Annotated in this window: 28 protein-coding genes and 2 pseudogenes; 15 read left to right on the top strand and 15 right to left on the bottom strand. The window is 61.1% G+C overall.

What is annotated here, in order from left to right:
- The first annotated feature begins 35 nt into the window (after positions 1-35).
- Both QMO82_RS24370 and QMO82_RS24365 read left to right on the top strand, forming a co-directional pair.
- A complete protein-coding gene (locus QMO82_RS24370) occupies positions 36-1,961 on the top strand; it encodes a HAMP domain-containing methyl-accepting chemotaxis protein (protein ID WP_183605341.1) in 1,926 nt (641 codons plus the stop codon).
- The gene (locus tag QMO82_RS24365) at positions 1,961-2,440 is read left to right on the top strand and encodes a chemotaxis protein CheW (protein ID WP_246718156.1); all 480 of its coding nucleotides are present in this window, start codon (positions 1,961-1,963) and stop codon (positions 2,438-2,440) included. The genes QMO82_RS24370 and QMO82_RS24365 overlap by 1 nt, the downstream gene beginning before the upstream one ends.
- Positions 2,441-2,742: 302 nt before the next feature.
- Here the strand turns inward: QMO82_RS24365 and QMO82_RS24360 are convergent, their stop codons facing one another.
- Positions 2,743-3,729: a Gfo/Idh/MocA family protein gene (locus QMO82_RS24360; protein WP_183605340.1), complete on the bottom strand. Its 987-nt coding sequence runs from the start codon at positions 3,727-3,729 to the stop codon at positions 2,743-2,745.
- A 181-nt stretch (positions 3,730-3,910) separates the two neighbouring features.
- Between QMO82_RS24360 and QMO82_RS24355 the strand changes: the two genes are divergently transcribed.
- Positions 3,911-4,858: an aldo/keto reductase gene (locus tag QMO82_RS24355; RefSeq protein ID WP_183605339.1), complete on the top strand. Its 948-nt coding sequence runs from the start codon at positions 3,911-3,913 to the stop codon at positions 4,856-4,858.
- A gap of 11 nt (positions 4,859-4,869) precedes the next feature.
- Positions 4,870-5,313 carry a GNAT family N-acetyltransferase gene (locus tag QMO82_RS24350; protein WP_183605338.1) on the top strand — a complete coding sequence of 148 codons (444 nt, stop codon included), beginning with the start codon at positions 4,870-4,872 and terminating at the stop codon, positions 5,311-5,313.
- 8 nt (positions 5,314-5,321) lie between these two features.
- Here QMO82_RS24350 and QMO82_RS24345 read toward each other — a convergent pair.
- Positions 5,322-5,976 (bottom strand): annotated as a pseudogene (locus QMO82_RS24345) (hypothetical protein).
- A 113-nt stretch (positions 5,977-6,089) separates the two neighbouring features.
- Between QMO82_RS24345 and QMO82_RS24340 the strand changes: the two are divergent.
- Entirely contained in the window at positions 6,090-6,587 is a 498-nt protein-coding gene (locus QMO82_RS24340; RefSeq protein ID WP_097617111.1) for a ferritin-like domain-containing protein, read from the top strand.
- 29 nt (positions 6,588-6,616) lie between these two features.
- Here the strand turns inward: QMO82_RS24340 and QMO82_RS24335 are convergent, their stop codons facing one another.
- A complete protein-coding gene (locus QMO82_RS24335) occupies positions 6,617-7,525 on the bottom strand; it encodes a LysR family transcriptional regulator (RefSeq protein WP_183605336.1) in 909 nt (302 codons plus the stop codon).
- A gap of 121 nt (positions 7,526-7,646) precedes the next feature.
- Here QMO82_RS24335 and QMO82_RS24330 point away from each other — a divergent pair, with 121 nt between their 5' ends.
- On the top strand, positions 7,647-8,642 hold the full coding sequence (locus tag QMO82_RS24330; protein WP_183605335.1) for an aldo/keto reductase: 996 nt from the start codon (positions 7,647-7,649) through the stop codon (positions 8,640-8,642).
- A gap of 92 nt (positions 8,643-8,734) precedes the next feature.
- On the top strand, positions 8,735-9,094 hold the full coding sequence (locus QMO82_RS24325; RefSeq protein ID WP_183605334.1) for a nuclear transport factor 2 family protein: 360 nt from the start codon (positions 8,735-8,737) through the stop codon (positions 9,092-9,094).
- Positions 9,095-9,150: 56 nt separating this feature from the next.
- Here the strand turns inward: QMO82_RS24325 and pheT are convergent, their stop codons facing one another.
- From pheT to infC, 5 genes are all read right to left on the bottom strand, one after another.
- On the bottom strand, positions 9,151-11,574 hold the full coding sequence (gene pheT, locus QMO82_RS24320) for a phenylalanine--tRNA ligase subunit beta (protein ID WP_183605333.1): 2,424 nt from the start codon (positions 11,572-11,574) through the stop codon (positions 9,151-9,153).
- 16 nt (positions 11,575-11,590) lie between these two features.
- Positions 11,591-12,673: a phenylalanine--tRNA ligase subunit alpha gene (gene pheS, locus QMO82_RS24315; RefSeq protein WP_183605332.1), complete on the bottom strand. Its 1,083-nt coding sequence runs from the start codon at positions 12,671-12,673 to the stop codon at positions 11,591-11,593.
- A gap of 149 nt (positions 12,674-12,822) precedes the next feature.
- On the bottom strand, positions 12,823-13,227 hold the full coding sequence (rplT, locus tag QMO82_RS24310; protein ID WP_010067047.1) for a 50S ribosomal protein L20: 405 nt from the start codon (positions 13,225-13,227) through the stop codon (positions 12,823-12,825).
- Between the two features lie 38 nt (positions 13,228-13,265).
- Positions 13,266-13,469 (bottom strand): 50S ribosomal protein L35, encoded by a 204-nt coding sequence (rpmI, locus tag QMO82_RS24305; protein WP_003570998.1) that lies wholly within the window; start codon positions 13,467-13,469, stop codon positions 13,266-13,268.
- A 323-nt stretch (positions 13,470-13,792) separates the two neighbouring features.
- Positions 13,793-14,329, bottom strand: coding sequence for a translation initiation factor IF-3 (gene infC, locus QMO82_RS24300; RefSeq protein WP_012559640.1), 537 nt, complete (start codon positions 14,327-14,329; stop codon positions 13,793-13,795).
- Positions 14,330-14,507: 178 nt separating this feature from the next.
- Here infC and QMO82_RS24295 point away from each other — a divergent pair, with 178 nt between their 5' ends.
- Together QMO82_RS24295 and QMO82_RS24290 are read left to right on the top strand one after the other, a co-directional pair.
- Positions 14,508-15,332, top strand: a complete 825-nt coding sequence (locus QMO82_RS24295; RefSeq protein WP_183605331.1) for a carboxylesterase — start codon at positions 14,508-14,510, stop codon at positions 15,330-15,332.
- Between the two features lie 154 nt (positions 15,333-15,486).
- On the top strand, positions 15,487-16,086 hold the full coding sequence (locus QMO82_RS24290) for a transglutaminase-like cysteine peptidase (protein WP_097617117.1): 600 nt from the start codon (positions 15,487-15,489) through the stop codon (positions 16,084-16,086).
- Between the two features lie 415 nt (positions 16,087-16,501).
- On the opposite strand, the gene mbfA is transcribed toward QMO82_RS24290, so the two are convergent.
- Positions 16,502-17,485 carry an iron exporter MbfA gene (mbfA, locus tag QMO82_RS24285; protein WP_183605330.1) on the bottom strand — a complete coding sequence of 328 codons (984 nt, stop codon included), beginning with the start codon at positions 17,483-17,485 and terminating at the stop codon, positions 16,502-16,504.
- A gap of 225 nt (positions 17,486-17,710) precedes the next feature.
- Between mbfA and QMO82_RS24280 the strand changes: the two genes are divergently transcribed.
- Positions 17,711-18,178 (top strand): group III truncated hemoglobin, encoded by a 468-nt coding sequence (locus QMO82_RS24280; protein WP_183605329.1) that lies wholly within the window; start codon positions 17,711-17,713, stop codon positions 18,176-18,178.
- Between the two features lie 4 nt (positions 18,179-18,182).
- Here the strand turns inward: QMO82_RS24280 and QMO82_RS24275 are convergent, their stop codons facing one another.
- The 3 genes from QMO82_RS24275 to QMO82_RS24265 all read right to left on the bottom strand — a co-directional run bounded on the left by QMO82_RS24275 (position 18,183) and on the right by QMO82_RS24265 (position 20,813).
- Entirely contained in the window at positions 18,183-19,091 is a 909-nt protein-coding gene (locus QMO82_RS24275) for a DMT family transporter (protein WP_183605328.1), read from the bottom strand.
- Positions 19,092-19,226: 135 nt separating this feature from the next.
- Positions 19,227-19,778, bottom strand: a complete 552-nt coding sequence (recX, locus tag QMO82_RS24270; protein ID WP_183605327.1) for a recombination regulator RecX — start codon at positions 19,776-19,778, stop codon at positions 19,227-19,229.
- 9 nt (positions 19,779-19,787) lie between these two features.
- Positions 19,788-20,813, bottom strand: a complete 1,026-nt coding sequence (locus QMO82_RS24265; protein WP_183605326.1) for a histone deacetylase family protein — start codon at positions 20,811-20,813, stop codon at positions 19,788-19,790.
- 133 nt (positions 20,814-20,946) lie between these two features.
- Between QMO82_RS24265 and QMO82_RS24260 the strand changes: the two genes are divergently transcribed.
- On the top strand, positions 20,947-21,558 hold the full coding sequence (locus QMO82_RS24260) for an HAD family hydrolase (RefSeq protein WP_183605325.1): 612 nt from the start codon (positions 20,947-20,949) through the stop codon (positions 21,556-21,558).
- A 15-nt stretch (positions 21,559-21,573) separates the two neighbouring features.
- Here QMO82_RS24260 and QMO82_RS24255 read toward each other — a convergent pair whose 3' ends face one another.
- Together QMO82_RS24255 and QMO82_RS24250 are read right to left on the bottom strand one after the other, a co-directional pair.
- The gene (locus QMO82_RS24255; protein WP_183605324.1) at positions 21,574-22,092 is read right to left on the bottom strand and encodes a GNAT family N-acetyltransferase; all 519 of its coding nucleotides are present in this window, start codon (positions 22,090-22,092) and stop codon (positions 21,574-21,576) included.
- A gap of 24 nt (positions 22,093-22,116) precedes the next feature.
- Complete coding sequence (locus QMO82_RS24250; protein ID WP_183605323.1) at positions 22,117-22,683, bottom strand: XRE family transcriptional regulator; 567 nt, start codon at positions 22,681-22,683, stop codon at positions 22,117-22,119.
- A gap of 139 nt (positions 22,684-22,822) precedes the next feature.
- On the opposite strand from QMO82_RS24250, the gene tenA reads away from it, so the two are divergent.
- From tenA to QMO82_RS24230, 4 genes and pseudogenes are all read left to right on the top strand, one after another.
- Entirely contained in the window at positions 22,823-23,521 is a 699-nt protein-coding gene (gene tenA, locus QMO82_RS24245) for a thiaminase II (protein WP_183605322.1), read from the top strand.
- Between the two features lie 75 nt (positions 23,522-23,596).
- A complete protein-coding gene (lepA, locus tag QMO82_RS24240; protein ID WP_183605321.1) occupies positions 23,597-25,429 on the top strand; it encodes a translation elongation factor 4 in 1,833 nt (610 codons plus the stop codon).
- A 58-nt stretch (positions 25,430-25,487) separates the two neighbouring features.
- Complete coding sequence (locus QMO82_RS24235) at positions 25,488-25,718, top strand: type II toxin-antitoxin system CcdA family antitoxin (RefSeq protein WP_183605320.1); 231 nt, start codon at positions 25,488-25,490, stop codon at positions 25,716-25,718.
- Between the two features lie 7 nt (positions 25,719-25,725).
- Positions 25,726-26,016, top strand: a pseudogene (locus tag QMO82_RS24230) (CcdB family protein); the annotation flags it as partial.
- A gap of 2 nt (positions 26,017-26,018) precedes the next feature.
- On the opposite strand, the gene QMO82_RS24225 reads toward QMO82_RS24230, so the two are convergent.
- Complete coding sequence (locus QMO82_RS24225; protein WP_183605319.1) at positions 26,019-26,471, bottom strand: GFA family protein; 453 nt, start codon at positions 26,469-26,471, stop codon at positions 26,019-26,021.
- Positions 26,472-26,476 lie beyond the last annotated feature (5 nt).

Raw genomic sequence — 26,476 nt, 5'->3', positions numbered from 1 at the left:
GCCCGAAGGGCGCTCTACTGCTCGGAGTAACTGTTATGTCCCGTCCTAAAATAAAAACGGCCCTGATCGGGCTCCTCAGTGTAATAGCGGTCGCCATCGCCGCTTTCTCATATTTTTCTCTGCAGTCGCTGATCACAACAAACGGGAATGTAACCGAACTCTCCGGCAATTTGATGCCAAGTGCTATGGCTGCGAAGGAAGTTGATACGGCGCTTTCCGATCTGCGTGTAGCCTACCTCGCTCATCTCGCGGCATCAGACCAAAAGACGCAAGATGAGGCGCAGACGGCAATCGACCGTGAGACGGCTCGCATCGAGAACGAAATTAAGAATTACGAGGCCCTCGGTCTTGACGATAAGGATCGAGACCTCGTCAGTGGCTTGCGCGCGAAACTTTTGCTTTTGGGGAAGGCTGGCGAGAAATACGTAAAATTTTCTGCAGCTTCTCAGGATGACGATGCCAAGGTTGTCATGAATGACGAAATGGCTCCCATTGCCGATGCCATGGCTGATCTAATTGACAAGCTTGTTGCCGTCAACAAGGATGCCGCATCCGAGGCAAGTGTCGAAAGCGTGGCCAATTTCTCCTCTACCGTAAAGGTTACGTACGTAGCCATCGCGCTTATATTCGGAATTGTCTTGGGCGCGGTTTACTTTGCCGTCATGGGCATTTCAAGACCAATCGGCAGAATAACAGCATCCATGATCGATCTTGCGGGTGGCGACTCGGAAAAGGCCATTCCATTTGCAGGCCGCGCAGACGAAATCGGCGAAATGGCGGGTGCCGTCGAAGTCTTTCGTCAGGCAGCCATCAGCAACAAGCGGCTGGAGCAGGAAGCTGAAGCAGCTCGGGTTCACGCGGAAGCCGACCGCATCCGTCTGACCGCAGAGGCCGAAGCGGCTGCGCAGAAGCGCCTTCAGGAGGCGACATCTGGTCTGGCGGCTGGACTGCGCCGACTTGCAACTGGTGATCTAAGTTTCCAACTCAACGAGGCCTTCGCACCGGACTTCGAAGCCCTGCGTCACGATCTGAATGGTGCGGTCGGGCAGCTTGCCGAAACCCTCCGGGCTGTTGCACAGGCTACGACGCAGATCGACAACGGCACCCGCGAGATTAGTCAGTCCGCCGCAGACCTGTCCAAGCGCACCGAGCAGCAGGCTGCCTCCCTGGAGGAGACAGCAGCGGCACTGGACCAGATCACAGCCAACGTCTCGAACTCGTCAAAGCGTGCTGACGAAGCACGGACCGTCGCCGCGCAGGCAAACACCAGCGCAACTCATTCCGGCAAGGTGGTCGCCAATGCGGTCGATGCCATGCAAAAGATCGAGCAGTCCTCCAACCAGATCTCCAACATTATCGGAGTCATTGACGAGATCGCCTTCCAGACCAACCTTCTGGCCCTCAATGCCGGTGTCGAAGCCGCCCGCGCCGGCGATGCGGGCAAGGGGTTTGCCGTCGTTGCCCAGGAGGTGCGTGAACTCGCGCAACGTTCCGCCCAGGCTGCAAAGGAAATCAAGGAACTGATCCGAAATTCATCCACCGAGGTGCAAAGCGGCGTCAAGCTGGTGAGCGAAACCGGCGAAGCGCTCAAGACGATCGAGGGCTATATCGTAACAGTCAATCAGCATATGGAAGCGATCGCCACATCGGCACGCGAACAATCGATTGGTCTTGCGGAGGTGAACACCGCCGTCAATCAGATGGATCAAGTGACGCAGCAGAACGCGGCAATGGTGGAAGAGAGCACGGCGGCGAGCGCAACCCTCGCCGGCGAGGCAGGACGCCTGCGCGAACTCATCGGCCAGTTCCAGCTCGGCGGCGCGCTCCGCCAGACAGCATCGGTAATGGCTGCGGGTAGCAATCACCGTCCTGTCGCATCACCCGCAAAGCAGATAGTGGGACAGGTGGCCCGAGCATTTGCTGGAAATACAGCTGTCAAGGAAAGCTGGGAGAATTTCTGATGAATGTCACCGTCAACTCACCCATGAACGACAGCGAAACGCTTGAGATCATCGCGTTTCGGCTGCACGATCAGGAATTCTGCGTGCGCACCACGACCATCCGCGAGATTCGCGGATGGGGTCTGGCGACGCCGATCCCTCATGCGCCCTCCGATGTTATCGGCGTCATGAATCTGCGCGGGACGGTAATCCCGATTATCGATCTTGCCTACAAGCTCGGCATGAAAAGCACGGAGGCCAACGAACGCAGCGCCATCGTCGTGGCCGAGATTCATGGCATGGCAACTGGTCTGGTCGTGGACCGGGTCTCGGACATTCTGACAATCACCGCCGACCTCCTTCAACCGGTTCCGGATATCAGCGTTTCCAACGGCATGCGTTACGCCGATGGCATTATCGCACAGCCGGACGGCATGATTTGCTTTTTGAACCTGGAGAGAATGTTCGACCAAGTTGAGTCTACCAAAATGGTTGCATAGTCGCCTCTCTGCTATGCGTCATAACTTGGTAACCATTTTCCGAACACGACTTAAACGCCCGCAATTCACAACACGCGGCGTCCTCGGATCTGGCCGGCTAGCCGCACGCATCGCCGCCATGCCGGTCAGCTCTTGTCGGACGCGTTGAACTCCTCCGTACCGCAGATCTTCGGAGCAGCGGCGCCTCGGGCTGATCAAAAGTGTTAGAGCGCCGCGCGTCCAAAAGGACGCGCGGCGCTCTAACACTTTAAATTGGCGCACAATCCTTTCCGAAGATCGATCCCGATTTTCGGGGTTATGCGCTAGACTGCCTCCCAGCCGTCCTTCTCGCTGGCCCGGTAGATCGCGTCGATCACCTTCTGGTTCAGCTTCGAATTTTCGAGCGTGACGATCTCTTCCTTGCCGTCCTTCACCGCCCGGGCGAAGGCCTCGACCTCACGCCTGTACTGGCGGCTGTCCTGGAAGCGGAAGATGCGCGATTCATTGTGGCTGCGATCGGCAAGCTCGATCTCCTCCGGCCCCCAGCGATTGGCGTTGAACGGCGACTTGACCTCGATATAGCCGTCGCTGCCGTGGAACACCATGACCTGGCGATTGGCCATCTGCGTCGAGATATAGAAGCTCAGCTCGAAATCGCCGAAATCGGCCTTGACGCTCGAATAGATATCCGTGCCGAAATCCGGATCGCGCTCGGTGGTCGCCTGGATCCAGAGCGGCTCCTTGCCGGTGGAAAAACGGGTGCTCATGACGGGGTAAACCCCGATATCGGGAAGGCCGCCGCCGCCGAGCTCGGGAATGTTGCGCATGTTGGTGGCGTCGCGGTTGAAATAGGTGAAGGCGCCCTGCACATGCCGGAGCGAACCGATCGCCCCCTCGTCGATCAGTGCGCGCACCTTCTGCCAAACCGGGGAATAGGTGATCATATAGGCTTCGGTGACCACCACGCGGTTACGGTCGCGGGCGGCGATCACCTCGTCGATATCGCCTGATTTCAAGGCGAGCGGTTTTTCGCAGAGCACGTGCTTGCCGGCATCGGCTGCCTTGATCGACCATTCGATATGCTGGGCGGTCGGCAGCGGGATATAGACGGCGTCGATGACGTCGGAGGCCAGCATCTCCTCGTAGGAACCGAAGGCATGCGGCACCGAGAAACGGTCGGCCATCTCCCTTGCGCGGGTGAGATCACGGCTGGCAATCGCCGTGACAACGCAATTTTCCGCATCCTGGATCGCGGGAACGACATTGTCGCGGCCGATCTTCGCCGTTGAAATGATACCGAAACGCAGCATGATCCAAGCCTCCCCAAACTGATGTCCGCGAACCATATTCAGGCCGCCGCTGCGGCGCAATGGCGCGACCCGAAATCACGGAAGTTTGGTTTCCCTCACGCGTCGATCGCGCTAAGTTTGCGTGAGGGCGGCGTTCTGCCGTATCCGCGATTTCAATCAATTTACGATTTTGGAGAGCGTCATGGAAATGCGCCGGCTTGGAAAAACAGGTCTTTCGGTCGCGCCGATCGTCATCGGCGGCAATGTCTTCGGCTGGACGGCCGACGAGAAAACATCCTTCGCCATTCTCGACGCCTTCTTCGATGCCGGCCTGAACACGATCGATACGGCGGATGTCTATTCGGCATGGGTTCCCGGCAACAAGGGCGGCGATTCCGAGGAGATCATCGGGCGCTGGCTGAAACAGGCCAAGATTTCCCGCGACAAGGCCGTCATCGTCACCAAGGTCGGCTCGGACATGGGACAGGGAAAGACGCTGAAGGCGAGCTATATCCTGAAGGCGGTCGAGGATTCGCTGCGTCGGCTGCAGACGGATTATATCGACCTCTATCTCTCGCACTGGCCGGATGCCGATACGCCGCACGAGGAAACGCTTGGTGCCTATGCCAAGCTGAAGCAGCAGGGCAAGATCCGCGCCATCGGCTGCTCGAACTATGATGCTGACCTCCTCCAGGCCTCATTCGACGCCGCCGAAAGAGCCGGGCTGCCGCGTTACGATGTGCTGCAGCCGGAATATAATCTCTATGAGCGCGCAAGCTTCGAAGGGCCTCTCGCCGAGCTCTGCCTTACCCAGGATATCGGCGTCATCACCTATTTCAGCCTCGCCGCCGGCTTCCTCACCGGCAAATACCGCAGCAAGGCCGATACTGAAGGCCGCGCCCGCGAAGGCCGCGTCTCGCAATATCTCGACGACAAGGGCCTGCGTATCCTTGCCGTGCTCGACAAGGTCTCGGCCGAAACCGGCGCCAGCCCTGCGGAAATCTCGCTCGCCTGGCTCTTGCGCAAGAAGGGCGTGACGGCGCCGATCGCCAGCGCCACCAGCCTTTCGCAGCTTGAAAGCCTGGTGAAATCGGCGACACTGGCGCTTTCCGATGAGGCGATGGCGCTGCTCGACGAAGCCGGCGCCTGAAAGGAACACCCATGACAGTGACGATCCGCGATGCCCGCCCCGAGGACGAAGCGCGCTGGCGCCAACTCTGGGCGGCCTATCTCGCTTTTTACGAGGTCACGGTCGATGCCGATATCACCGATTCCACATGGCGCCGGGTCTTCGATCCGGCCTCGGCAATTTCAATGCGCATCGCCGAAGTCGATGGCAGGATGATGGGTTTTGCGCTCTATCTCACCCATGAGGGCACGTGGATCCGCAGCAGGGACTGCTATCTCGAAGACCTGTTCGTCGATGCCGATGCGCGCGGCATGGGCGTCGGGCGGGCGCTGATCGATGATCTCATCGCCATCTGCAAAGCCAAAGGCTGGTCGCGGCTCTATTGGCATACGAGCGAAGAGAACAAGACCGCCCGGGCGCTCTACGACAGCTATGTCGAAAGCGACGGCCACATCCGCTACCGCATCAGTTTCTGAGCGGGGCATCAGTTTCTGAGCGGGGGAAAGCCTTCATAGAACGCGGCGTGATTGCCCTCCCAGTTCGCCATGCCCGGTTTGGTCAGGATGCCGCGTGGCCTGACATAACTCTGGATCACCCGCTTCGGCCGTTCGTGCCACTGGATATTGAAGGCCCAGAGCTTCGGGAAGAAGCAGAGCGAGGCGTAAGGCAGGTGGTCGTGAATCCACCAGGCGAGCCGCTGCCAGTCGCTTTCATCGCTGAAATGGTCGAGCATCCATGGCACGGCAATGCAGACCGCGGCGCCCATGCAGCCGTCAAAATCCCTCATATCCCAGATGTGATGCGCTGATGTGGCGGCATTGGTCGAGCAGTTCAGATTGTTCTCGTTGCCGAACCTGTTCACCCCAGGCGAACGATAGCCGGAACGGATATGCAGGCGCCCGAACGTCGCCTGCAGCGGCTCCAGCAACTCCTTGCAGAGTCTCCTGCCCGCCTCGACCGCCAGATCGGGATCTTCGGGGATATTGGGGATGCGGTAGAAATCGGCGATCTCGGAATGCAGGAAATCACGGAGGAAGAAATTCTGCGACAACCTTACGCGGCCAAGATCCTCCAGCCCCTTCATCGAATTCGGCTTTCGCATGAGTTTATCTTCCTCCTGTATCGACGGCCGGAATCATCACCCGGCGCAGATTTCCCGTCCACCCGAAATCGATCGGGAACAATTAGCGCGATCCTCGCTTCTTAGTGTGTCGCCGCATTCGCGGCCTTTCCCAGAACAAGGATCGAGAAAATGGCCAAGGAAAAGACGTTGGAAGATCTATTCCACGACACACTCAAGGACATCTACTTTGCCGAACGGCAGATTTTGCGCGCCCTGCCGAAGATGGCGCGCGCCGCCCAGTCCTCCGAACTGAAGGCGGGCTTCGAAAAGCACCGCGAGGAAACCGAAGCTCAGGTCGAGCGCCTGCAGCAGGTTTTCGAACTGATCGGCAAACGCGCTCAGGGCAAGACCTGCGAGGCGATCCAGGGCATTCTGGCCGAGGGCGAGGAAATCATGGAAGAATTCAAGGGCACGTCAGCCCTCGATGCCGGTCTGATCTCGGCTGCCCAGGCGGTCGAGCACTACGAAATCGCCCGTTACGGCACGCTGAAGACCTGGGCCGCGACACTCGGCCTCAAGGATGCCGTCCGCCTGCTCGACCAGACGCTGCAGGAAGAAACGGCGACCGACAAGACGCTTTCGCAGCTCGCCACCACAGCAGCAAACCAAAAGGCTAAGGCCGCCTGACGGATTGAGAACGGGCGGCGGTTTCAGTCCTAGCGGCCGCCCGTATCCGTCTCGACATATCGGAAGAAATCAATGAAGGCGCGCAGCGCCGGCCGCATCTGCCGCCGGGTGGGATAATAGAGAAACGGCCCGGAATAGGGCGCGCACCAATCTTCCAGCACCCGCACCAGCCTGCCGGCCGCCAGTTCGGCATAGACCCGCATATCGAAGAGATAGGCAAGCCCGGCGCCGTTCAGCGCCGCCAACAGAGCCAGCCTGTCTTCGCTGACGATCAGCGGCCCGTCGACCGCTACAACGAGTTCCTGCCCGTCCTTTTCGAATTCCCAGCGATAGATCGAGCCATTGGTGAAGCGCCGCTTGATGCAACGGTGATGGACGAGATCGCGGGGGTGTTCCGGTTTCGGATAGCACTCGAAATATTCGGGCGACGCGGCGATCACCGTCGTCAGATTAGGCGAGAACCTGACCGCGATCATATCGGCCTCCAGACTCTCCTCCAGCCTTATGCCGGCGTCAAAACCTTCCCTGACGATATCGGTGAAGCCGTCCTCATTGGCGATCTCCAAAGTGATATCGGGATAAAGGTTGAGAAAGTCGCCGAGGCGCGGGGCAAGCAGCAGGTCGGAGGCAAAGCGCGGCGCAGTGACGCGCAGATTGCCGGCGGGCTTACTGCGGGTATCGCGGACCGCCTCCAGGGCAATATCGATCTCCTCCAGCGCCGGACGCAGTCTTTCGAGAAGCAGTCGGCCCTCTTCCGTCGGCGCGACACTGCGGGTGGTCCGCGCCAGAAGCCTGACACCCAGGCTTTCCTCCAGGCTCGATATCGCATGGCTGATGGCCGAGGGCGCGACGAGGAGTTCCTTGGCGGCGGCGCGGAAGCTGCGATGCTCCGAGACGGCGGCGAGAACGGCAAGTTGCGAAAGCTGAGTTCTGTTCATTGATCGAATTTATAGAACAGCCTGTTAGAAACCGCATGTATTTTCTGACTGATGCAGCGGCGATATGGTCTATCCACACCGCAACGATCCCTCAAGCGGTGGCTCAGAAAAGGAGCACATCATGAAAACCCGGAAACTCGGAAACGATCTGACCGTCTCTGCCGTCGGCCTCGGCTGCATGGGGATGAGCTTTGCCTATGGCGCCAGTGACGATGCGGAATCGATCCGGACGCTGCATCGCGCCATCGATCTCGGCGTCACCTTTTTCGACACTGCCGAAGTCTATGGCCCCTTTACCAACGAGGTTCTTCTCGGCAAAGCGCTGAAGCCGTTCCGCGACCGCGTCGTGATCGCCACCAAATTCGGCTTTAAGATCGATGCCAGCAAGCCGGGTATTGCCGCCATCGCCGGCGTCGACAGCCGTCCCGAACATGTGCGTGCGGTCGCCGAGGCCTCGCTGAAACGCCTCGGCATCGAGACCATCGACCTCTTCTACCAGCACCGGGTCGATCCCAATGTGCCGATCGAAGAAACGGTCGGCGTCATGGCGGAACTGGTCAGGGAAGGCAAAGTCCGCACGCTCGGGCTGTCGGAAGCCGGCAGCGCCACCATTCGCCGCGCACACGCGGTCCATCCGATCGCGGCCCTGCAGAGCGAATATTCACTCTGGACCCGCGACCCCGAAGAGGAGGTGCTTGCCACCTGCCGCGAACTCGGCATCGGCTTCGTCCCCTACAGCCCGCTCGGCCGCGGCTTCCTGACCGGCGCGATCCGCAAAGCGGAGGATCTCGGCGCCGACGACTTCCGCCGGCAGGTGCCGCGGTTTCAGGCGGAAAATTTCGATGCCAATGCCGCCCTCGTCGCGACACTCGAGCGGCTTGCCGCCGAGAAAGGCGTGACGGCCGCGCAGCTGGCGCTGGCCTGGGTATTGAGCCAAGGGGACGACATCGTGCCGATCCCCGGCGCCCGCAAGCTTCACCATCTCGAACAGAACGCCGCTGCTGCCGATATCGCGCTGAGCCCGGCGGAACTCGGAAGGCTTGAAGAAATCATTCCGGCCGGGCAGGTTGCTGGCAAACGTTACTCGGATGCCTCGCTTGCCATGACGAACCTCTGAGACAGGAAAAGCCCGGCCCGATGCAACCGGCCGGGCTTGCCTTCGCATCCGGCGAAACTATCTAACGCCATCTCGGAGAACGGGATGAAAACATGTCAGACAGGCAGGCAGTCGAACAGACGGTTCATCTCTATGTCGAAGGCATGGCCTTCGGCAATGAGGCGGCCTTGAAAAAGGCCTTTCATCCAAAAAGCTCGATCATCGGCCATTACGAAAATGCCGTCGAATGGCTGACGCGCGACGAATTCATCACGGCGATCCTGGCGGAAGAGCCGGCGCCGCCCGGCACGCAGCCCTACATGGACATCCAGAACGTCGATGTCGAAGGCGATGCGGCAAGCGTCAAGGTCACCGACGATTTCGCCGGCATGCGCTTTACCGACTATCTCTCGCTGCTGAAGATCGACGGCCGCTGGACGATCGTCAGCAAACTCTACCATCTGCATCTGTGAAAAGACCGGCCGCTTTCGCGACCGGTCCATTGTTTTCGCGGGAAGGCAGGGAGAGTTCAGCTTCTGAGAACGCCGCCGGTGAATTTCGCAACGCTGGCGACGATCTTCTGCGTCAGCGCCTCAAAATCCTCGTCCGTCAGCGTGCGCTCGACCGGCTGGATCTGAACCTCGATCGCCACCGACTTCTTGCCCTCGCCGACCGATGTACCCTCGAAAATGTCGAAGACGTTGACGCCGGTCACCAGCTTGCGGTCGGCGCCGGTGGCCGCCTTGACGATGGCGCCGGCTTCGACCGTCTTGTCGACGACGAAGGCGAAGTCGCGCCGCACCATCTGGAAGGGCGACAGCTCGAGCGCCGGTTTGGTGCGCGTTGCCTTGCGCTTGGCGTCCGGCATGGCGTCGACATAGACCTCGAAGCCGCAGAGCGCGCCGGAGACGTCGAGCGCCTCCAGCGTCAGCGGATGGAATTCGCCGAAATAGCCGAGCACAACCTTCGGCCCCATCTTGATCGTGCCGGAGCGGCCGGGATGATACCATTCCGGTCCGCCCTGCTCGATCTGGATATTGCCCATCGGCAGGCCGCAGGCTTCGATGACGGTGAGCGCATCGGCCTTGGCGTCGAAGACGTCGACCGGCTTGCCGCCGCCCTTGGCGGCGTTCGACCAGGCGCGACCGGCGCCGGCAAGCGAGGCCGTGCCGCGGCGAATGCCGCCGGCCACGCGGCGCTGACCCTCAGGCCTGTCGTTCTCATAAGTGCCTGAGACCTCGAAGAGGGCGACGTCGGCATAGCCCTTGTCGGCATTGCGCTGGGCTGCGGTCAGCAGGCCCGGCAGAAGCGAGGGGCGCATATCCGACATTTCGGCGGCGATCGGGTTGGCAAGCTTGAGGGCCGGCGAGCCGCCGCCGAACAGCTTTGCCTGGTCTTCCGGAATGAAGGACCAGGTGACGGCTTCGAGCATGCCGCGGGCGGCCAGCGCCCGCTTGGCAAGGCGGGTGCGGATTTGCAGCGTCGTCAGGATCTTGCCGTTGACATCAGCATGCCTTTCGAGCGGTGCCGGCTTGATATTGTCGACGCCGTGGATGCGCATGACCTCTTCGACGAGATCGGCCTTGCCATCGACATCGGGACGCCAGGAGGGAACAGCGACGGAAACACGCTCGCCGGAACCGGAAACCGTGAAGCCGAGACGCGTCAGAATCGTGTTGCTTTCCTCATTCGAGATGTCGAGGCCGGTCAGGCGCTTGACCTCGGAATAGGGGAAATCGACGATCTTCGGTTCGTAACCTTGGTAACCGACGATCTCGGCCTTGGCGGCCTTGCCGCCGCAGAGTTCCAGCACCAGTTCCGTCGTGCGTTCGAGACCGGGCAGCATATATTCCGGATCGACGCCGCGTTCGAAGCGGTAGCGGGCATCGGTGATAATGCCGAGGCTGCGGCCTGACTTGGCGATGTTCATCGGATCCCAGAGGGCCGATTCGATCAGCACGTCGACGGTGTTCTCGTCGCAGCCGGAATGTTCGCCGCCCATGATGCCGCCGATCGATTCGATGCCGTCTTCATCGGCGATGACGACGTTGTTCGGCGAGAGCTTGTATTCGCGCTGGTCGAGCGCCAGCACGGTCTCGCCTTCGGCGGCGCGGCGCACCGTCAGGTTGCCCTTGATCTTGGCGGCATCGAAGACGTGGATCGGCCGGCCCTGATCGAAGGTCATGTAATTGGTGACATCGACAAGCGCGTTGATCGGGCGCAGGCCGATGGCGATCAGCCGCTGCTGCATCCAGCGCGGGCTGGGGTCGTTCCTGACGCCGCGTACGAGGCGCAGCGCAAAGCCCGGGCAGAGTTTTTGATCGTCGAGATCGAGCGTCAGCTTCACCGGAGTCTCGCCTTCGACCGCGAAAGACGGCGCGGGCCGCGTCTTCAACGTGCCGAGGCCGGAGGCGGCGAGATCGCGAGCGATGCCGTGGATCGAGGTGCAGTCCGGACGGTTCGGGGTCAGGTTGATCTCGATGACCGGATCATCGAGATGAGCATACGCGGCATAACTCTTTCCGACAGGCGCATCCTCGGGCAGGTCGATGATGCCATCGTGACTGTCGGAAATCTCAAGCTCCTTTTCGGAGCACATCATGCCATGGCTTTCGACGCCGCGGATATTGCCGACGGCAAGCGTCACACCGATGCCGGGAACATAGGTTCCGGGCGCGGCGAAGGCGCCGAGGAGACCGGCACGCGCATTCGGGGCGCCGCAGACGACCTGGACCGGCGCGCCCGAGCCGGTATCGACCATCAGCACCTTCAGGCGATCGGCCTGCGGATGTTTTTCCGCCGAGACAATTCTGGCGATGACGAAGGGCTGGAACGCCGCCTTGTCGTCGACATCCTCGACCTCCAGCCCGATTTCGGTGAGGCGCGTGCAAATTTCATCGAGGCCGGCATCCGTTTCCAGATGCTCTTTCAGCCAGGAGAGCGTGAATTTCATCGTCTCAATTCTCCGTTCAAGCGCTCAAACCGCCGAACAGCGTCGGCATGTCGAGCGGGCGGAAGCCGTAATGCGTCATCCAACGGACGTCGGCGTTGAAGAAGTCGCGCAGGTCGGGCATGCCGTATTTCAGCATGGCGATGCGGTCGAGGCCCATGCCCCAGGCAAAACCCTGATATTCGTCCGGATCCAGGCCGCCATAACGCAGCACGTTCGGGTGAACCATGCCGCAGCCGAGGATCTCCATCCAATCGGTTCCTTCGCCGAACTTGACGATCGGGCCGGAGCGGTCGCACTGGATATCGACCTCGAAGGATGGCTCGGTGAAGGGGAAGAAGGACGGGCGGAAACGCATCGTCACGCTATCGACCTCGAAGAAGGTCTTGCAGAATTCCTCCAGCACCCAGCGGATGTTGGCGACATTGGCCTTCTTGTCGATGACCAGGCCCTCGACCTGATGAAACATCGGCGAATGCGTGGCATCGCTGTCCTGGCGGTAGGTCTTGCCGGGAATGATGATGCGAATCGGCGGTTTCTGCGCCTCCATGGTGCGCACCTGCACCGGCGAGGTATGGGTGCGCAACACCTTGCGCTCGCCATTCTCATCCGGGTTGAAGAAGAAGGTGTCGTGCATCTCGCGGGCCGGATGGCCTTCCGGGAAGTTCAGCGCGGTGAAATTGTAATAATCGGTCTCGATGTCGGGACCTTCGGCGATCGAGAAGCCCATGTCGGCGAAGATCGCGGTGATTTCGTCGACGATCTGGCTGATCGGATGGATACGACCGCGTTCGGCCGGCGAAGAGCGCACCGGCAGGCTGACATCAACCGTCTCGGCTTTCAGCCGGGCATTGATCGCCGCTTGCTTGAGCGTCGTCTTGCGGGTGGCGAGAGCCTCGGTCACCGCGTTCTTCAGAACGTTGATCGCCGCGCCCTTGGTCTGGCGTTCTTCCGGCGTCATGGCGCCGAGCGTCTTCAGGAGTTCGGAGATCGAGCCCTTCTTGCCGAGGGCGGAAACGCGCACGGCTTCGAGCGCCGTCTCGTCATTGGCGGCGGCGATTTCGGCGAGCAGCGATGCGTTGAGCTGGTCGATATCTGACATTGTCACTTCTTTCCGTCCAGTATCAGGCGGGCGATCGGGAGGCAGGCGGCGCCGGCCGGCGCCAGGAATATAAAGAAAGAAAAACCCGCGCTAGCCCAAACCAGCGCGGGTTTCCCAAAATCATAAATTCAAAGCTTGGGAAGCGCTGGTTACTTGACCGCGCCTTCAAACTCGTTGGCCGTGCCGGCTTCCTTGAGGTATTCAAGAGCCTTCTTGGCAGCGTTGACCAGCGCGCCGAATGCTTCCGGCTCGTGGATCGCCATGTCGGAGAGGACCTTGCGGTCGACTTCGATGCCGGCCTTGTTCAGGCCGTCGATGAAGCGGCCGTAGGTCAAGCCGAATTCGCGGACAGCGGCGTTGATGCGCTGGATCCAAAGCGCACGGAAGTTGCGCTTGTTGACCTTGCGGTCGCGGTAGGCGTACTGCTTCGAACGATCGACGGCAGCCTTGGCGGTACGGATGGTGTTCTTGCGGCGGCCGTAAAAGCCCTTGGCGGCCTTTAGAACCTTCTTGTGCTTGGCATGGGCAGCGACGCCCCTTTTTACACGTGCCATATCATGATCTCCTTAAATCTAGCGTTCGCGGACGAGTCTCAGAGACCGTTCGGCAGGTAATTCTTGATAACCTTGCGGCCATCCGGTTCTGCGAGAACCATGGTGCCACGTGCATCGCGAATGAACTTGTTGGTACGCTTGATCATGCCATGGCGCTTGCCGGCAGCGGCAGCCTTGACCTTGCCGGTCGCGGTGATCTTGAACCGCTTCTTGGCAGAGGACTTCGTCTTCATCTTGGGCATTTTGCTACTCCTTCTGTCCTCCCTGCGCGCTTTATCAAAAAAGCCCTCTCGCGAAGTCCGGTTCTCCGGCCGTCGCAACAAGGTGCGGGAGCGTTTGTTGTTGATCTGCGGCATCGGCGACGAACCGTTCCGCAAGCATTCGAAACTGCCACGGCATGCCCTGCCGGTCAGTTCGGACGCGCGCTTATAACCGCAGCGTCCTGAAAGTGCAACGGGGCCGCGGAGGAATCTTCGCCCTCGAAGCACTAGGGTCGGAAACACATGCGCCCAAAGCACAAAAGCCGCCCTTGCGGACGGCCTTGGGGCGAAAAACTGCCTGGCGCTTATTTCGGCGCCAGCACCATCATCATCTGGCGGCCTTCGAGCTTGGGTTCGGCTTCGACCTTGGCGAACTCGGTCGTATCGGCCTTGACCTGCTGCAGAAGCTTCATGCCGAGTTCCTGGTGAGCCATTTCACGGCCGCGGAACTTCAGCGTCACCTTGACCTTGTCGCCTTCGTCGAAGAAGCGACCCATCGCCTTCATCTTCACCTCATAATCATGGGTGTCGATGTTCGGGCGCATCTTGATTTCTTTGACTTCGACGATCTTCTGCTTCTTGCGCGCTTCGGCGGCCTTCTTCTGGTTGGCATATTTCAGCTTGCCCAGATCGAGGATCTTGCACACAGGCGGTTCGACATTGGGGGAAATTTCGACGAGATCGAGGCCGGCTTCTTCCGCCATTCTCAAGGCCTGGTCGGTAGGCACGACGCCCATATTCTCGCCGTCAGCCCCGATCAGCTGAACTTTGGGAATGCGGATTTCACGGTTCGAGCGCGGTCCGTCCTTCACGGGCGCGTCGGTTTTAAAAGGTCTGCGAATGGTCGTATTCTCCTCGCGTTGTTTTCGGAACGTTGCAGCCTCGCGCTCCCAATCAGGGTGCACAAACGTGTCGCGTCATCGCTGCAACGGAGTCAATATCATCCTTTAGCGGAAAAATCACCCGCTGTCAGCCTGCCAAGAATCTGTTTTATAGGCCAAAACAACAGGAGTTTCGCCGATGCCCGATCAGATGCCCAATGCCCAGCCGCAGTTCCTGACGGTCGGCGAAGGCGAGGCGGCGCGCGAGATCGCCATCATCGTCCGCCCCGCGCAGGCCGGCAACGATGCACCGGCGCTCGTCTGGTTATCCGGCTATCGCTCCGACATGAGCGGCACCAAGGCAGTGGAACTCGATGGGCTGGCGGCGGAACTTGGGCTCGCCTGCATCCGCCTCGACTATTCCGGCCACGGGCTTTCCGGCGGCAGCTTCGGCGACGGCACGATCTCGCGCTGGCTGGAGGAGTCGCTGGCCGCCATCCGCCATGTCGCGCCCGACCGGGTGATCCTCGTCGGCTCGTCGATGGGCGGCTGGATTGCGCTCAGGCTGGCGCAGGAACTTGCGCGGCAGGGCGGCCCGAAGCTCGCAGGGATGGTACTCATCGCGCCGGCACCGGATTTTACCTCCGAGCTGATCGAGCCGAACCTCAAGGCCAAGGAGCGCAAATCGCTTGCCGAGCGCGGCTATTTCGAAGAGCGTTCGCAATATAGCCCTGAACCGAACATCTATACCAGGGCGCTGATCGAGGATGGCCGGCGAAACCGGGTGCTCGACGGCATCATCGAAACGGGCTGCCCGGTGCATATCCTCCAGGGCATGAAAGATGCCGACGTTCCGCATGCGCATGCGATGAAACTCGTCGAACATCTTCCCGCCGACGACGTGGTGCTGACCTTCATCCGCGACGGCGACCACCGTCTTTCCCGCCCCGGCGATATCGCGCTTCTTATCAGCGCCGTCAAAGGCATCGTCCGTTCATCGACAGCCATAACCATGCCCGCTTGAAGAGTACCGACCCAGAATACGTCCACAGGCTTGTTGCATTTTAACCATGTCGGCGAGTTGCAAGGTCCTACCAAGAAGTAACGATTGACTCTTCTCGACACTCTCCATTAACACTTTGTTAATAAATAAGGGGCGATGCGAGGAAAGAGCGGGCGTGCGGATCAAGGGTATTTTTGTGGCCATGATGGCCATGTTTGCGATGGCGACGGCCGCCATACCGGCCCCCAGCAGAAATGCTTCCATGGTGACAGGCAATGCCACCTCACAGCCGATCGGCCACTATGATTTCTGCCAGATCCACCGCAGTGAGTGCGGTGCAAACCGCAATTCCGGCCCGGTCGTCATGACCGCCGCAAAGTGGTCGATGGTGCGTGCGGTCAATGCCACGGTCAACCGCACGATCACGCCGATGACCGACAAGGAAATCTACGGCAAGGACGAGGTCTGGGCCTATCCGACCACCGCCGGCGACTGCGAGGATTTCGCGCTGTTGAAACGCCGCATGCTGATCCAGCGCGGCTTTTCGGCCGCCGATCTGCTGATGACCGTCGTGCGCAAGCCGGATGGCGAAGGCCATGCCGTGCTGACGCTGCGCACCGCCGAGGGCGATTTCGTGCTCGACAACCTCGCCTCCGAGGTCAAGCCGTGGTTTGGAACGCCCTACTCCTTCGTCAAGCGCCAGTCGAGCTACAATTCCGGCCGCTGGGTCACCATCGAGAACGGCCGCGACGTTCTGGTCGGCGCGCTACGGTAAGGATTACGACGGGGAATGTGGGAAAAGGCCGGCGATTTGCCGGCCTTTTGCTTTTTGGGAGTTAGCTCCAGCTTTCCTCCCTTGAAGCGACGAGGGGAGCGAATGCACTGAGCGCAGGCGAAGGGCAAGAATGCCGGCACACCCATCTCATCCTGAGGTGCCCCGAAGGGGCGTCGAAGGACGGGGCTAACCACCGGCCTCGGCAAGTGCAGAAACCTCTGCGGCATTCGGCCAGCCGCCCTCGTCCTTCGAGGACCTTTGCCGGGTGCCTCAGGATGAGGGCTGATCGTAGTGTGTGGGTCTGAGATGAGGCTTCGGTGTGCCACGCCGTCTCCCGGCCCTTCGCTTTGGGCTCAGGGCGTTCGTCGCTGCAATCGATTCGCTGGATCGATTGCTCGGCTTCGCCGACCGCTCCTCACCCATTCCCAATCAATATCCCGGCGCCGAGCACCAAACCGCCGCCCAACACCACCTGGAAGGCGGCGCGCAGGAACGGGGTTTCCATGTAGCGGTTCTGGATGAAGGCGATGGCCCAGAGTTCGAAGAAGACGATGACGGCGGCGGTGATCGTTGCCGTCCAGAAATGCGGGATCAGATAGGGCAGCGCGTGGCCGAGCCCCCCGAGCGCCGTCATGATGCCGCAGGCAAGGCCGCGCTTGACTGGCGAACCCCGGCCGGAAATCTTGCCGTCGTCATGGGCGGCTTCGGTGAAACCCATCGAGATGCCGGCGCCGACGGAGGCCGACAGGCCGACGAGGAAGGTCTGCCAGGTATCCTGCGTGGCGAAGGCGGCGGCAAAAATCGGCGCCAGCGTAGAGACGGAGCCGTCCATCAGCCCGGCCAGACCCGGCTGCACATAGGTCAGCACGAATTGCCGATGCACCGCCTCGTTCTCGTCGCGCTTGACATCCTCAGGCGTATGTTTGTCGCCCAGCATGCGGGCGATATCCTCATGCCCCTGTTCGGCAAGCGCGAGATCGCCGAGAAGTTCGCGCGTCGAGGCATCCGAAGTGCGTTTTGCCGCCTCGACATAGAAACGGTATGCCTGCTCCTCCATCGCCTCGGTCTCCTGCCGCATCGCATCCAGCGACAGGTTTGCCCTGAGCCAGTCGGGCTTGCGCTCATAAAAGCCTTGCACATGCTCGCGCCGGATCAGCGGAATGCGCTCACCGAAACGCTGGCGATGAATTTCGAACAGCGACTTGCGATGCGTGTCCTCGACCTCGGCCATATCCTCAAAGACTTTGGCAGAGGCCGGAAATTCGCGGCGCAGCCTGTCGGCATAGGCGAGATAGATGCGGGCATCGTCCTCCTCGGAGGCGATCGCCAAAGCGAGGATCTCCTGCTCGGACAGCGACTCAAACGATCGTTTCGAGGATCTGAAAAACCGCGCCAGCATGATCTTCTCCAAATTTTAGAATTATTCTAAATCTAAAGACGCAGGCGTTGGCGGTCAAGGGCATCGGGGCGATTCAAAGTGCTACAGCGTCCTTTGCGCGTCTCGAAAAGACGCGCGGCGCTGTAGGCTGCTGACAGATTGCCGCAAGCGGCACGGACGACTTTGGCTGGTGGCGATAAACACCTATATGAGGGCTGCCGCATCACGCGGCGCCGGGGTTTTGGAATGGACAATGACATTCAGGGCCGCCCTGCCCATGTCGCGGCGATCCGCGAAAGGGCGGAGGCCGAAATGCGGGAAATGGGTGTCGACGCGGCCTTCATCGACAGGCTGGTCGAGACCTTTTACGCCCGTGTGCTGGCGCATCCCGATCTCGGCCCGGTGTTCGACGCCAGGCTTTCCGGCCGCTGGCCGGAGCATATGGCGAAGATGAAAAGCTTCTGGTCGGCGGTCGCCTTCCGCAGCGGCGCCTATGGCGGCAAGCCGGTGCAGGCGCATACCGGTGTCCAGAAGCTGACGCCCGATCTCTTTCCCAAATGGCTGTCGCTGTTTGCCGCAACGCTCGACGATGTCGCTCCCTCGCCGGAGGCCAAGGCCTGGTTCATGGCGACGGCGGAACGGATCGCCAGGAGCCTGACGCTGTCGCTGTTCTACAATCCGGCGCTCGACGATCCGACGAAAAAGACGAGCTGATCTTTTATTGCCTTGCAGAAAATGTGGCGCCGGCGCTTGCGGCGACGACCAAGGCCGTTCCGGCCATCTGCAGAAGCGTCATCGGCTGGGCCAGGATGACGAAACCCGCGAGTGCGGCGATCGCCGGCTCGAGGCTCATGAGAATACCGAAGGAGGTTGTCGGCATCCGCCGCAAGGCGATCAGCTCCAGGGTGTAGGGCAGCAGCGGCACCAGAATGGCAAGGCCCGCCATTTCAATCAGGCCGTAGGCATCGAGCGCCGGCACGGCACCGGCAAAGCCGAAGGGTGTCGCGACCAGTGCGGCAACCATCAGCGACATGGAAAGCCCTTCCAGCCCCTTGAAGCTCGCACCGATCTTTTTCGTCAGGACGATATAGATCGCCCAACCGGTTCCCGCGCCGAGCGCAAAGACGATACCCTCGATATTGCCGACCCAGCCTTCGCCGTCATGCGCAAGAGCCAGAACGCCAAGCCCGGCAAGCAAGGGCCAGATCAGACGCCGGCCGAGGCCGTAGCCGATGGTCGCCACGGACAGCGGACCGAGAAAATCGATCGCCACGGCGAGACCGAGCGGAATGCGCTCGATCGCCGCGAAGAAACTCATGGTCATCAGCGCCGTCGTCGTGCCGAGGACCAGAGCGCTCGTCCATTGCGCCCTGGTGTAGCTGACGATGCGCGGCCGCACGAAGATGGCGAGAATGGTGGCCGCAAAGGCAAGCCGCAGCCAGGAGGCGCCGGCCGGTCCATATGTGGCGATGGCCGAGGAGGACAATGCCGCGCCGAACTGGATCGACGACATGGACATGAGGCACATCAGCGCGCCGGTCGCCACGCCGCCCGAAGACGACGCCATACCTGGCTGCGCGATCACGGCTGCACCATCCGTCCCGGTCTCGATAGTCTTGCTGTCCATGTGCCCCCCGATCCTGGCGCGGTTCTAAGCCGAAGAGGGCGGAGAACCAAATTCAAACTTTTCATGCCGGGATCAAGAGCGCTGATGCTGGGAAATGCCAGGGATCGGCCGCCGGTAGGGGATCGAGTTCACGCCTCAGAGCCGGCCGGCAAGGATGACCTCTTCCGCATCTTCGAAGCTCATCTCGAAGACCTTCCTGCCGATGTCGAAGCTGAAGCCGTTGCGGGCAAAAGCCGAAAGTTCCTTGGCCTTCCGCCTGTCGTCGAGCTCGACGCGGCGGAAGGGACCGAAGGCGCGCTTGCGGGCGAATATCGCTGCGGAATAGAGATCGTCAGCCTCTCCGAGCGCAGCCTCGACCTTGTCGCTGGAGACGCCCTTGGCAGTCAGCTTCCGGGCAATCGCGCGCTTCGATTTGCCGCCGCGCACAGCAGAGCGCGTGCTGATCTCGGCATAGGCGCTATCGTCGAGCACCTTGTTGTCATAGGCAAATTTGACGGCGAAATCGGCAACGGCCTTGAGCTGTGCCGCGCTGATGTCGGCGAATTTCTCCTTCGCCTTGCGGGTAATCGCGTCAAAGAGCTGCTTTTCCGTCATCATCCGCCGCTCGAGCCGATAGATGGCGGAGTTGCGCGCCCAGCTCAGCATGCGGGATGTCGGGATATCGGATGGAACGATCTCGTCGGTCATCGGCAGTAATCAGGCTTCCAGACCCTCGAGGACATTGGCGACATTGAGCCCGATCTCCGGAACACCGTAGCCACCTTCCATGCAGGCAAGCACCGGCAGGCCGGCGGAAGCGATCATCACGCCCATGCGGGTGAAATCGTCGGAGGTGAGGCGGAAGAAGGAGATCGGATCGCGCTCGAAGGTATCGACGCCAAGCGCCACGACGATCGCCTCGGCGCCGAAGTCTTGGATCCGGGCGAGCGCATCCGCAAGCGCCGAAGACCAGACCTCCCAGGGGGTATGGGGCGGCATCGGATAGTTGCGGTTGCTACCTTCGCCCTCTCCCTCGCCTTCCTCGTCGGCATGGCCGAGGAAATAGGGAAAGGCATGCATCGGATCGCCATGCAGCGAGGCGGTGAAGACATCGCCTCTGTGATAGAAGAGATCCTGCGTGCCGTTGCCGTGGTGGAAATCGACATCAAGCACCGCGACTTTCCTCGCACCATGGTCGAGCAGCCGCTGCGCGGCGACGCCCGAATTGTTGATGAAGCAATAGCCGCCGAAGAGATCGATGCCGGCATGGTGGCCGGGCGGGCGGCAGAGCGCGAAGGCGAAGCGATTGCCGGCATTCAGCCAGTCGGCGCCTGTGATCGCGCAGCGCATGGAAGCGATCGCCGCCTCGTAGGAGCCCTTGGTGATCGAGGTGTCGGCGGCATTGGCGTAATGGCCGATCGCGCCGACGATATTGTCGGGTACACGCTGGCTGGTGCGGCGAACGGCGAAGGAATTGGCGATCGCCTCGCCGGTGAAACCGGCCGCCACCCAGCGTTCCCAGACGGTGGCAAGGAAATCCAGATAGGCGGGATCATGCACCTTAAGGGCGGTCTCCAGCCCGTGCGCATCGGGCGCCACCACGTCGGTAAGGCCCGCCTCCTTGACCGCCGCCAGGATCCATTCGGCGCGAAACGGCGCCTCGAAGGGCGTCACCAGCTGGCCGGCGTGCAGCTCGGTCCTCGCATCGCGCAGCTTGTGATCCTCGGAATAGATGACGCGCATTTCAGATCCTGCCCTTGATTGACAATGGAGATTTACACGGCTCGGCCGCGACAAAAAAGTGGCGCCACGTCTTGAACGCCCAGGCGGATGACGCCACCTTCGCCGGTGTTTTGAGAACGAGGAACTTTTCCGCATGAAAGTGCTGATGGTCGATGTCGACGGCGTGCTCATTCATGGTCGTCCGGTGGACGGCCTGCCTCACTTCACCTATCTGGAGCGCGATCTCGGGCTGCGTGTCGACCTGCTGCAGCGGGAATTCTTTCAGACCCACTGGCGCGATATCATCATCGGCCGCGAGGCGTTGGAGCCGAGGCTCGCCGGCGTTCTCGTAAAGATCGCGCCCCACCTCAGCGCCGAAACACTGATCAACTACTGGTTCGAAAACGATTCCCGGCTCGACCGCAATCTGCTGGAAGAGCTCGCCGCTCTCAGGCAAAGCGGCATCACTCTCTTGTTGGCGACCAACCAGGAACATAGGCGGGCACGCTACCTGATGGACCAGATCGGCCTTAGCGCGCATTTCGACGACATCATCTATTCCGCAGCACTCGGGCACAGCAAGCCTTCGCCTGATTTCTTCCGGCTGGCGACCGAGCGGGCCGGCGTGCTGCCCGGCGAGATCGCCTTCATCGACGATATGGCAGTGAACGTCGAAGCGGCGCGGCAATTCGGCTGGAATGCGGCGCAATGGACGGCGGACACGACGCTTGGCGGCGCGCTTCCGGTCTTCGCCAGGCCGGCATGAGCGGGGCCGGCGCAATCAGGTAAGCCGCTTGTAGAACAGGGTGGTGGCGCAGAACCCGCCTTCCGGCCACAGCGCATAATCCGGAATGACGCCCACGCGCTGCCAGCCCAAGCGCGGATAGATCGCCTCGGCATCGCTGCCGGTTGCGGTGTCGAGCACGAGCAGGGTCTTTCCGCGGCTTGCCGCCTCACGCTCAGCAGCATCCATCAGCAGCCGGGCGAGCCCCTTGCCGCGGGCGGAGCGGTGCACCAGCAGCTTCTTCAGATCGCCGCGATGCGGCTGGTTCGGCATCTGCGCGGCACCCACCTGGACGGTGCCGACGATCCTGCCGTCGAGTTCAGCGACCAGCAGCAGATTGCCGCCGGTGGCAACGGCATCGGCGACATCACGCCAATAGGGCTCGGCATCCTCAGGCCCATAGGGCTGCATGAAGCCGACGGAGGCGCCGCCCGCGACGCAATCGACAAGCACTTGCGAAAGGGCCGGAATGGCAGCGCGGGCCTCCTCGGCGGAAAGGTTACGAATAGCAGGCATGCTGTTCTCCTGAATTGAATGCTTCTATCGGCCGCCGCGATCGAGCACGACGCAATAGCGCGCCGGCGCGTTGCCGGGATTGTGGAAGACGTGACCCTCGCCGACCGGCATGAAGAGGCAATCGCCGGGGCGCAGCCGATAGACGATCTCAGCCGCCGTCATTTCCAGCTCGCCGTCGAACAGCCAGATATGCTGCGTCATGCCATGGGCGCTCGCATGCGGGGGGAAGCTGACGCGGGCGCTGGCGGGGAATTCGACCTCGACGATATCGACATCGGAAGCCGTGCCCGGGGGTGACACAGACCGTCTGAGATAACCGGTCTCCGGATCGCGCCAGACCTGCTGTTCCTGCCTCCGGACGAGCGGCGAGGCCTGCCCCTCTTCCGCAAAGAAGGCCGACAGCGACAGGCCGAGTGCGGCGCAGATCCTTGCCAGCAGCGCAGCGGTCGGGCTCGCCTCCGCCCGCTCGATGCGCGAGATCATCGCCCGGCTGACGCCGGAGGCCACGGCAAGATCATCCAGCGTCAGGCTCTTTTCCAGCCGTAGCGTGCGAATGCGAATGCCGATCGCCTGTTCGAGCTGCTGTTCCATCCGTCATCCTTGATTCCACTATAAGAGAAATACATTATCCGATGATGGAATCAACCACCTTTCGAGTTGACCGACCAGCCTTGCTTTCGCCGCCGTGGCGTCGATATATGACAGCGCAAATCGAAGATGGGAGACAATGATGGATGCCAGCACGCCCAGCACGGAACAGACGGGAAGCTTCACGGCTGCCGCCTGGGACAGGATCGCTCCCATCATGGCTGAAATCGAGGCTTTGCCGCTGCTGCAGCGCCTTTCGGACGGCACGCTGCCGCCCGAGGTTTTCCGGCACTATATCCTGCAGGACGCGCTCTACCTGAAGCATTATGCGCGATGCCTCGCCATCGTCGCGGCCAAGGCGCCCGACAATGCGCAAGTACTGCGCTTCCTCGGTTCGGCGCAGAAGGCAATCACCGTCGAGCAGGGCCTGCATGCCGGCTTCCTTACCCAGTTCGGCATCACCTCGGCGGATGTCAACGCGGCCGAGCCCTCGCCTGCCGGCTTTGCCTATACCAACTTCCTGCTCGCCACCGCCTATCATAGCTCCTACGCGGTGGCGCTATCCGCCATCCTCCCCTGCTTCTGGATCTACTGGCACGTCGGCGAAGCGATCAAGAACCGGCCTGTTATCGACGGCAATGCGTTCCAGGCCTGGATCAACACTTATGGCGATCCGCAATTTGCCGCCGGTGCCCGCGAAGTAATCGCTCTGACCGACATCGCCGCCCGCTTCGCATCACCAGTGGAGCGTGCTCAAATGACCGATGTCTTCGTCCGCGCCTCGCAATATGAATGGATGTTCTGGGATTCAGCCTGGCGGCTGGAGACGTGGCCGGTCTGACACGCGTCCGATAAGCTGCAAATAGCGTAAACGGCGGGATAATTACCGCTTTGCGGCAGGGGGCGGCGCTGCTATATGGCGCGCATGAGCACCAATTCGACCACTCCGCTTTCCCATATCCGCAATTTTTCGATCGTGGCCCATATCGACCACGGCAAATCGACGCTGGCCGACCGCCTGATCCAGACGACGGGCGGCCTTGCCGAGCGCGAAATGTCCGAGCAGGTGCTGGACAATATGGATATCGAGCGCGAGCGCGGCATCACTATCAAGGCCCAGACCGTGCGCCTGCACTACCAGGCGAACAATGGCGAGAAGTACATTCTCAACCTGATCGACACGCCCGGCCACGTCGACTTCGCCTATGAAGTCTCACGGTCGCTGTCGGCCTGCGAGGGCTCGCTGCTCGTCGTCGACGCCAGCCAGGGCGTCGAAGCGCAGACGCTCGCCAACGTCTACCAGGCGATCGACAACAACCACGAGATCGTCACCGTCCTCAACAAGATCGACCTGCCGGCCGCCGAACCCGACCGCATCAAGGAACAGATCGAGGAAGTGATCGGCATCGACGCCTCGGAGGCGGTGCTGATTTCGGCCAAGACCGGCCTCGGCATTCCCGACGTGCTGGAGGCGATCGTCCACAAGCTGCCGGCGCCGAAGAGCCCCGGCGGCGAAAAGGCGCCGCTGAAGGCGCTGCTCGTCGACAGCTGGTACGACACCTATCTCGGCGTCATGGTTCTGGTGCGCATCATCGACGGCGTGCTGACCAAGGGCCAGACCGTGCGGATGATGGGCACCGATGCAAAATACCAGGTGGAACGCGTCGGCGTGCTGACGCCGAAGATGGTCACTGTCGACAGCCTCGGCCCTGGCGAGATCGGCTTCATCACCGCCTCGATCAAGGAAGTGGCCGACACCCGCGTCGGCGACACGATCACCGAAGACAAGCGGCCGACGGCTCAGGCGCTGCCGGGCTTCAAGCCGGCGCAGCCGGTGGTGTTCTGCGGGCTCTTCCCGGTCGATGCCGCCGATTTCGAGGATCTGCGCGCCGCCATGGGCAAGCTTCGCCTCAACGACGCCTCCTTCTCCTTCGAGATGGAATCCTCGGCCGCGCTCGGCTTCGGTTTCCGCTGCGGCTTCCTTGGCCTGCTGCATCTCGAAATCATCCAGGAACGGCTGGAGCGCGAGTTCGACCTCGACCTCATCGCCACAGCCCCTTCCGTCGTCTACAAGATGTTCATGACCGACGGCACGGAGCGGGAGCTTCACAATCCGGCCGACATGCCCGATGTCGTCAAGATCTCCGAAATCCACGAACCGTGGATCCGCGCGACGATCCTGACGCCCGACGATTATCTCGGCGGCATCCTGAAACTCTGCCAGGACCGCCGCGGCATCCAGATCGAGCTCACCTATGTCGGCACGCGCGCGATGCTGACCTACGACCTGCCGCTCAACGAAGTCGTGTTCGATTTCTACGACCGGCTGAAGTCGATCTCGAAAGGCTATGCCTCCTTCGATTATGCCCTCACCGACCACCGCGAAGGCAACCTCGTGAAGATGTCGATCCTCGTCAACGGCGAGCCGGTCGACGCACTATCGATGATGGTGCACCGCACCGCCGCCGAAAAGCGCGGCCGCGACATGTGCGAGAAGCTCAAGGAACTGATCCCGAAGCACATGTTCAAGATCCCGATCCAGGCGGCGATCGGCGGCAACGTCATTGCCCGCGAGACGATCTCGGCGCTGCGCAAGGACGTGACCGCGAAATGCTACGGCGGCGACGCCACCCGAAAGCGCAAGCTGCTCGACAAGCAGAAGGCCGGCAAGAAGCGCATGCGCCAGTTCGGCAAGGTGGAAATCCCGCAGGAAGCCTTCATCGCGGCGTTGAAGATGGGCGACGAATAACGCTTCTCAATGGCATCTTATGCGCATATGATCTGCGCATAAGGCCAAGGAGATCGTTATGGCTCAGCGGCCAAGAAAAGCAGCGAACCTGTCTCTTGATGAAGGTCTCGTGTCCCAGGCACGCGCGCTCGGCATCAATATATCCCGGGCGGCGGAAGATGGGATCGCAAAGGCCATAAAGGCGGAGCGCGAGCGGCTGTGGCGTATCGAGAACGCTGAGGCTATTGCCGCTTCCAATGCTTATGTCAAAAAGCACGGCCTGCCGTTTCAGAAATATCGACAGTTCTGATGGCTGATTTCATGTCTATAATCTCACGCATTCCGATGCGCTTGCTCTTGATCTGCAGTCCGATTTGCTTGGCGAGTTGACGACGCGGACCATGGTGCCAATGCTTCCATTGGAAGCTCTTCCCAAAATCATGCGCCAGCTCAATCCGCAATTCGTGATCAATGACATGCCATACGTGATGGCCACCCAATTCACCGGTGCGATTTCCATCAAGGAAATCGCAGGCGTGGTCGCGGATCTTACCGCCGACAGCGACCGCATCGTGGCTGCCGTCGATTTTCTTTTCCAGGGCTTCTGAGATTAACCCTTGCCCATATATTCCTTCACCAGCCCCTCATACGCGTCCATCGCGGGCAGCTCCGCGTAGCTGTGCACCGCGCCGGTCTCAGCGAAGGACAGTTTCTCGCTCGTCCATGTCTCGATGAAAGGGGTGAACCAGCTGGGGTCGTCGAGCATGGTCGCGCGCAGATTGACGAACCAGTCCATGCCTTCCGGCCGGGTGAACATCCAGCTCATGCAATGCGGGCAGAAATAATGCTTGGTGACGCCGTGCAGACCGCCGATGACCGGCTCGCCTTTGGTGACCTCGAAGCCTTCGTTCGGGATGGCGGTGCTCAGCGAATAGGCGCTCGCGGTCATCCTCTGACACCCCGTGCAATGGCAGGCCATGGTCAGCAGCGGCGCAGCACTGATTTTCAGCCGCACCCGGCCGCAGCGGCAGCCGCCTTCCATGGGTAAATTCGGCTCGCTCATGATTT

The organism is Rhizobium sp. BT04 (assembly GCF_030053135.1).
Taxonomy (GTDB): domain Bacteria; phylum Pseudomonadota; class Alphaproteobacteria; order Rhizobiales; family Rhizobiaceae; genus Rhizobium; species Rhizobium binxianense.
This window is presented reverse-complemented; position numbering and strand designations above follow the sequence as displayed.

Bases quoted from the DNA above. Each gene is read 5' to 3' on its own strand.
- QMO82_RS24370 (WP_183605341.1), top strand. From the start codon at position 36: ATGTCCCGTCCTAAAATAAAAACGGCCCTGATCGGGCTCCTCAGTGTA.
- QMO82_RS24365 (WP_246718156.1), top strand. From the start codon at position 1,961: ATGAATGTCACCGTCAACTCACCCATGAACGACAGCGAAACGCTTGAG.
- QMO82_RS24360 (WP_183605340.1), bottom strand. From the start codon at position 3,729: ATGCTGCGTTTCGGTATCATTTCAACGGCGAAGATCGGCCGCGACAAT.
- QMO82_RS24355 (WP_183605339.1), top strand. From the start codon at position 3,911: ATGGAAATGCGCCGGCTTGGAAAAACAGGTCTTTCGGTCGCGCCGATC.
- QMO82_RS24350 (WP_183605338.1), top strand. From the start codon at position 4,870: ATGACAGTGACGATCCGCGATGCCCGCCCCGAGGACGAAGCGCGCTGG.
- QMO82_RS24340 (WP_097617111.1), top strand. From the start codon at position 6,090: ATGGCCAAGGAAAAGACGTTGGAAGATCTATTCCACGACACACTCAAG.
- QMO82_RS24335 (WP_183605336.1), bottom strand. From the start codon at position 7,525: ATGAACAGAACTCAGCTTTCGCAACTTGCCGTTCTCGCCGCCGTCTCG.
- QMO82_RS24330 (WP_183605335.1), top strand. From the start codon at position 7,647: ATGAAAACCCGGAAACTCGGAAACGATCTGACCGTCTCTGCCGTCGGC.
- QMO82_RS24325 (WP_183605334.1), top strand. From the start codon at position 8,735: ATGTCAGACAGGCAGGCAGTCGAACAGACGGTTCATCTCTATGTCGAA.
- pheT (WP_183605333.1), bottom strand. From the start codon at position 11,574: ATGAAATTCACGCTCTCCTGGCTGAAAGAGCATCTGGAAACGGATGCC.
- pheS (WP_183605332.1), bottom strand. From the start codon at position 12,673: ATGTCAGATATCGACCAGCTCAACGCATCGCTGCTCGCCGAAATCGCC.
- rplT (WP_010067047.1), bottom strand. From the start codon at position 13,227: ATGGCACGTGTAAAAAGGGGCGTCGCTGCCCATGCCAAGCACAAGAAG.
- rpmI (WP_003570998.1), bottom strand. From the start codon at position 13,469: ATGCCCAAGATGAAGACGAAGTCCTCTGCCAAGAAGCGGTTCAAGATC.
- QMO82_RS24295 (WP_183605331.1), top strand. From the start codon at position 14,508: ATGCCCGATCAGATGCCCAATGCCCAGCCGCAGTTCCTGACGGTCGGC.
- mbfA (WP_183605330.1), bottom strand. From the start codon at position 17,485: ATGCTGGCGCGGTTTTTCAGATCCTCGAAACGATCGTTTGAGTCGCTG.
- QMO82_RS24280 (WP_183605329.1), top strand. From the start codon at position 17,711: ATGGACAATGACATTCAGGGCCGCCCTGCCCATGTCGCGGCGATCCGC.
- QMO82_RS24275 (WP_183605328.1), bottom strand. From the start codon at position 19,091: ATGGACAGCAAGACTATCGAGACCGGGACGGATGGTGCAGCCGTGATC.
- recX (WP_183605327.1), bottom strand. From the start codon at position 19,778: ATGACCGACGAGATCGTTCCATCCGATATCCCGACATCCCGCATGCTG.
- QMO82_RS24265 (WP_183605326.1), bottom strand. From the start codon at position 20,813: ATGCGCGTCATCTATTCCGAGGATCACAAGCTGCGCGATGCGAGGACC.
- QMO82_RS24260 (WP_183605325.1), top strand. From the start codon at position 20,947: ATGAAAGTGCTGATGGTCGATGTCGACGGCGTGCTCATTCATGGTCGT.
- QMO82_RS24255 (WP_183605324.1), bottom strand. From the start codon at position 22,092: ATGCCTGCTATTCGTAACCTTTCCGCCGAGGAGGCCCGCGCTGCCATT.
- QMO82_RS24250 (WP_183605323.1), bottom strand. From the start codon at position 22,683: ATGGAACAGCAGCTCGAACAGGCGATCGGCATTCGCATTCGCACGCTA.
- tenA (WP_183605322.1), top strand. From the start codon at position 22,823: ATGGATGCCAGCACGCCCAGCACGGAACAGACGGGAAGCTTCACGGCT.
- lepA (WP_183605321.1), top strand. From the start codon at position 23,597: ATGGCGCGCATGAGCACCAATTCGACCACTCCGCTTTCCCATATCCGC.
- QMO82_RS24235 (WP_183605320.1), top strand. From the start codon at position 25,488: ATGGCTCAGCGGCCAAGAAAAGCAGCGAACCTGTCTCTTGATGAAGGT.
- QMO82_RS24225 (WP_183605319.1), bottom strand. From the start codon at position 26,471: ATGAGCGAGCCGAATTTACCCATGGAAGGCGGCTGCCGCTGCGGCCGG.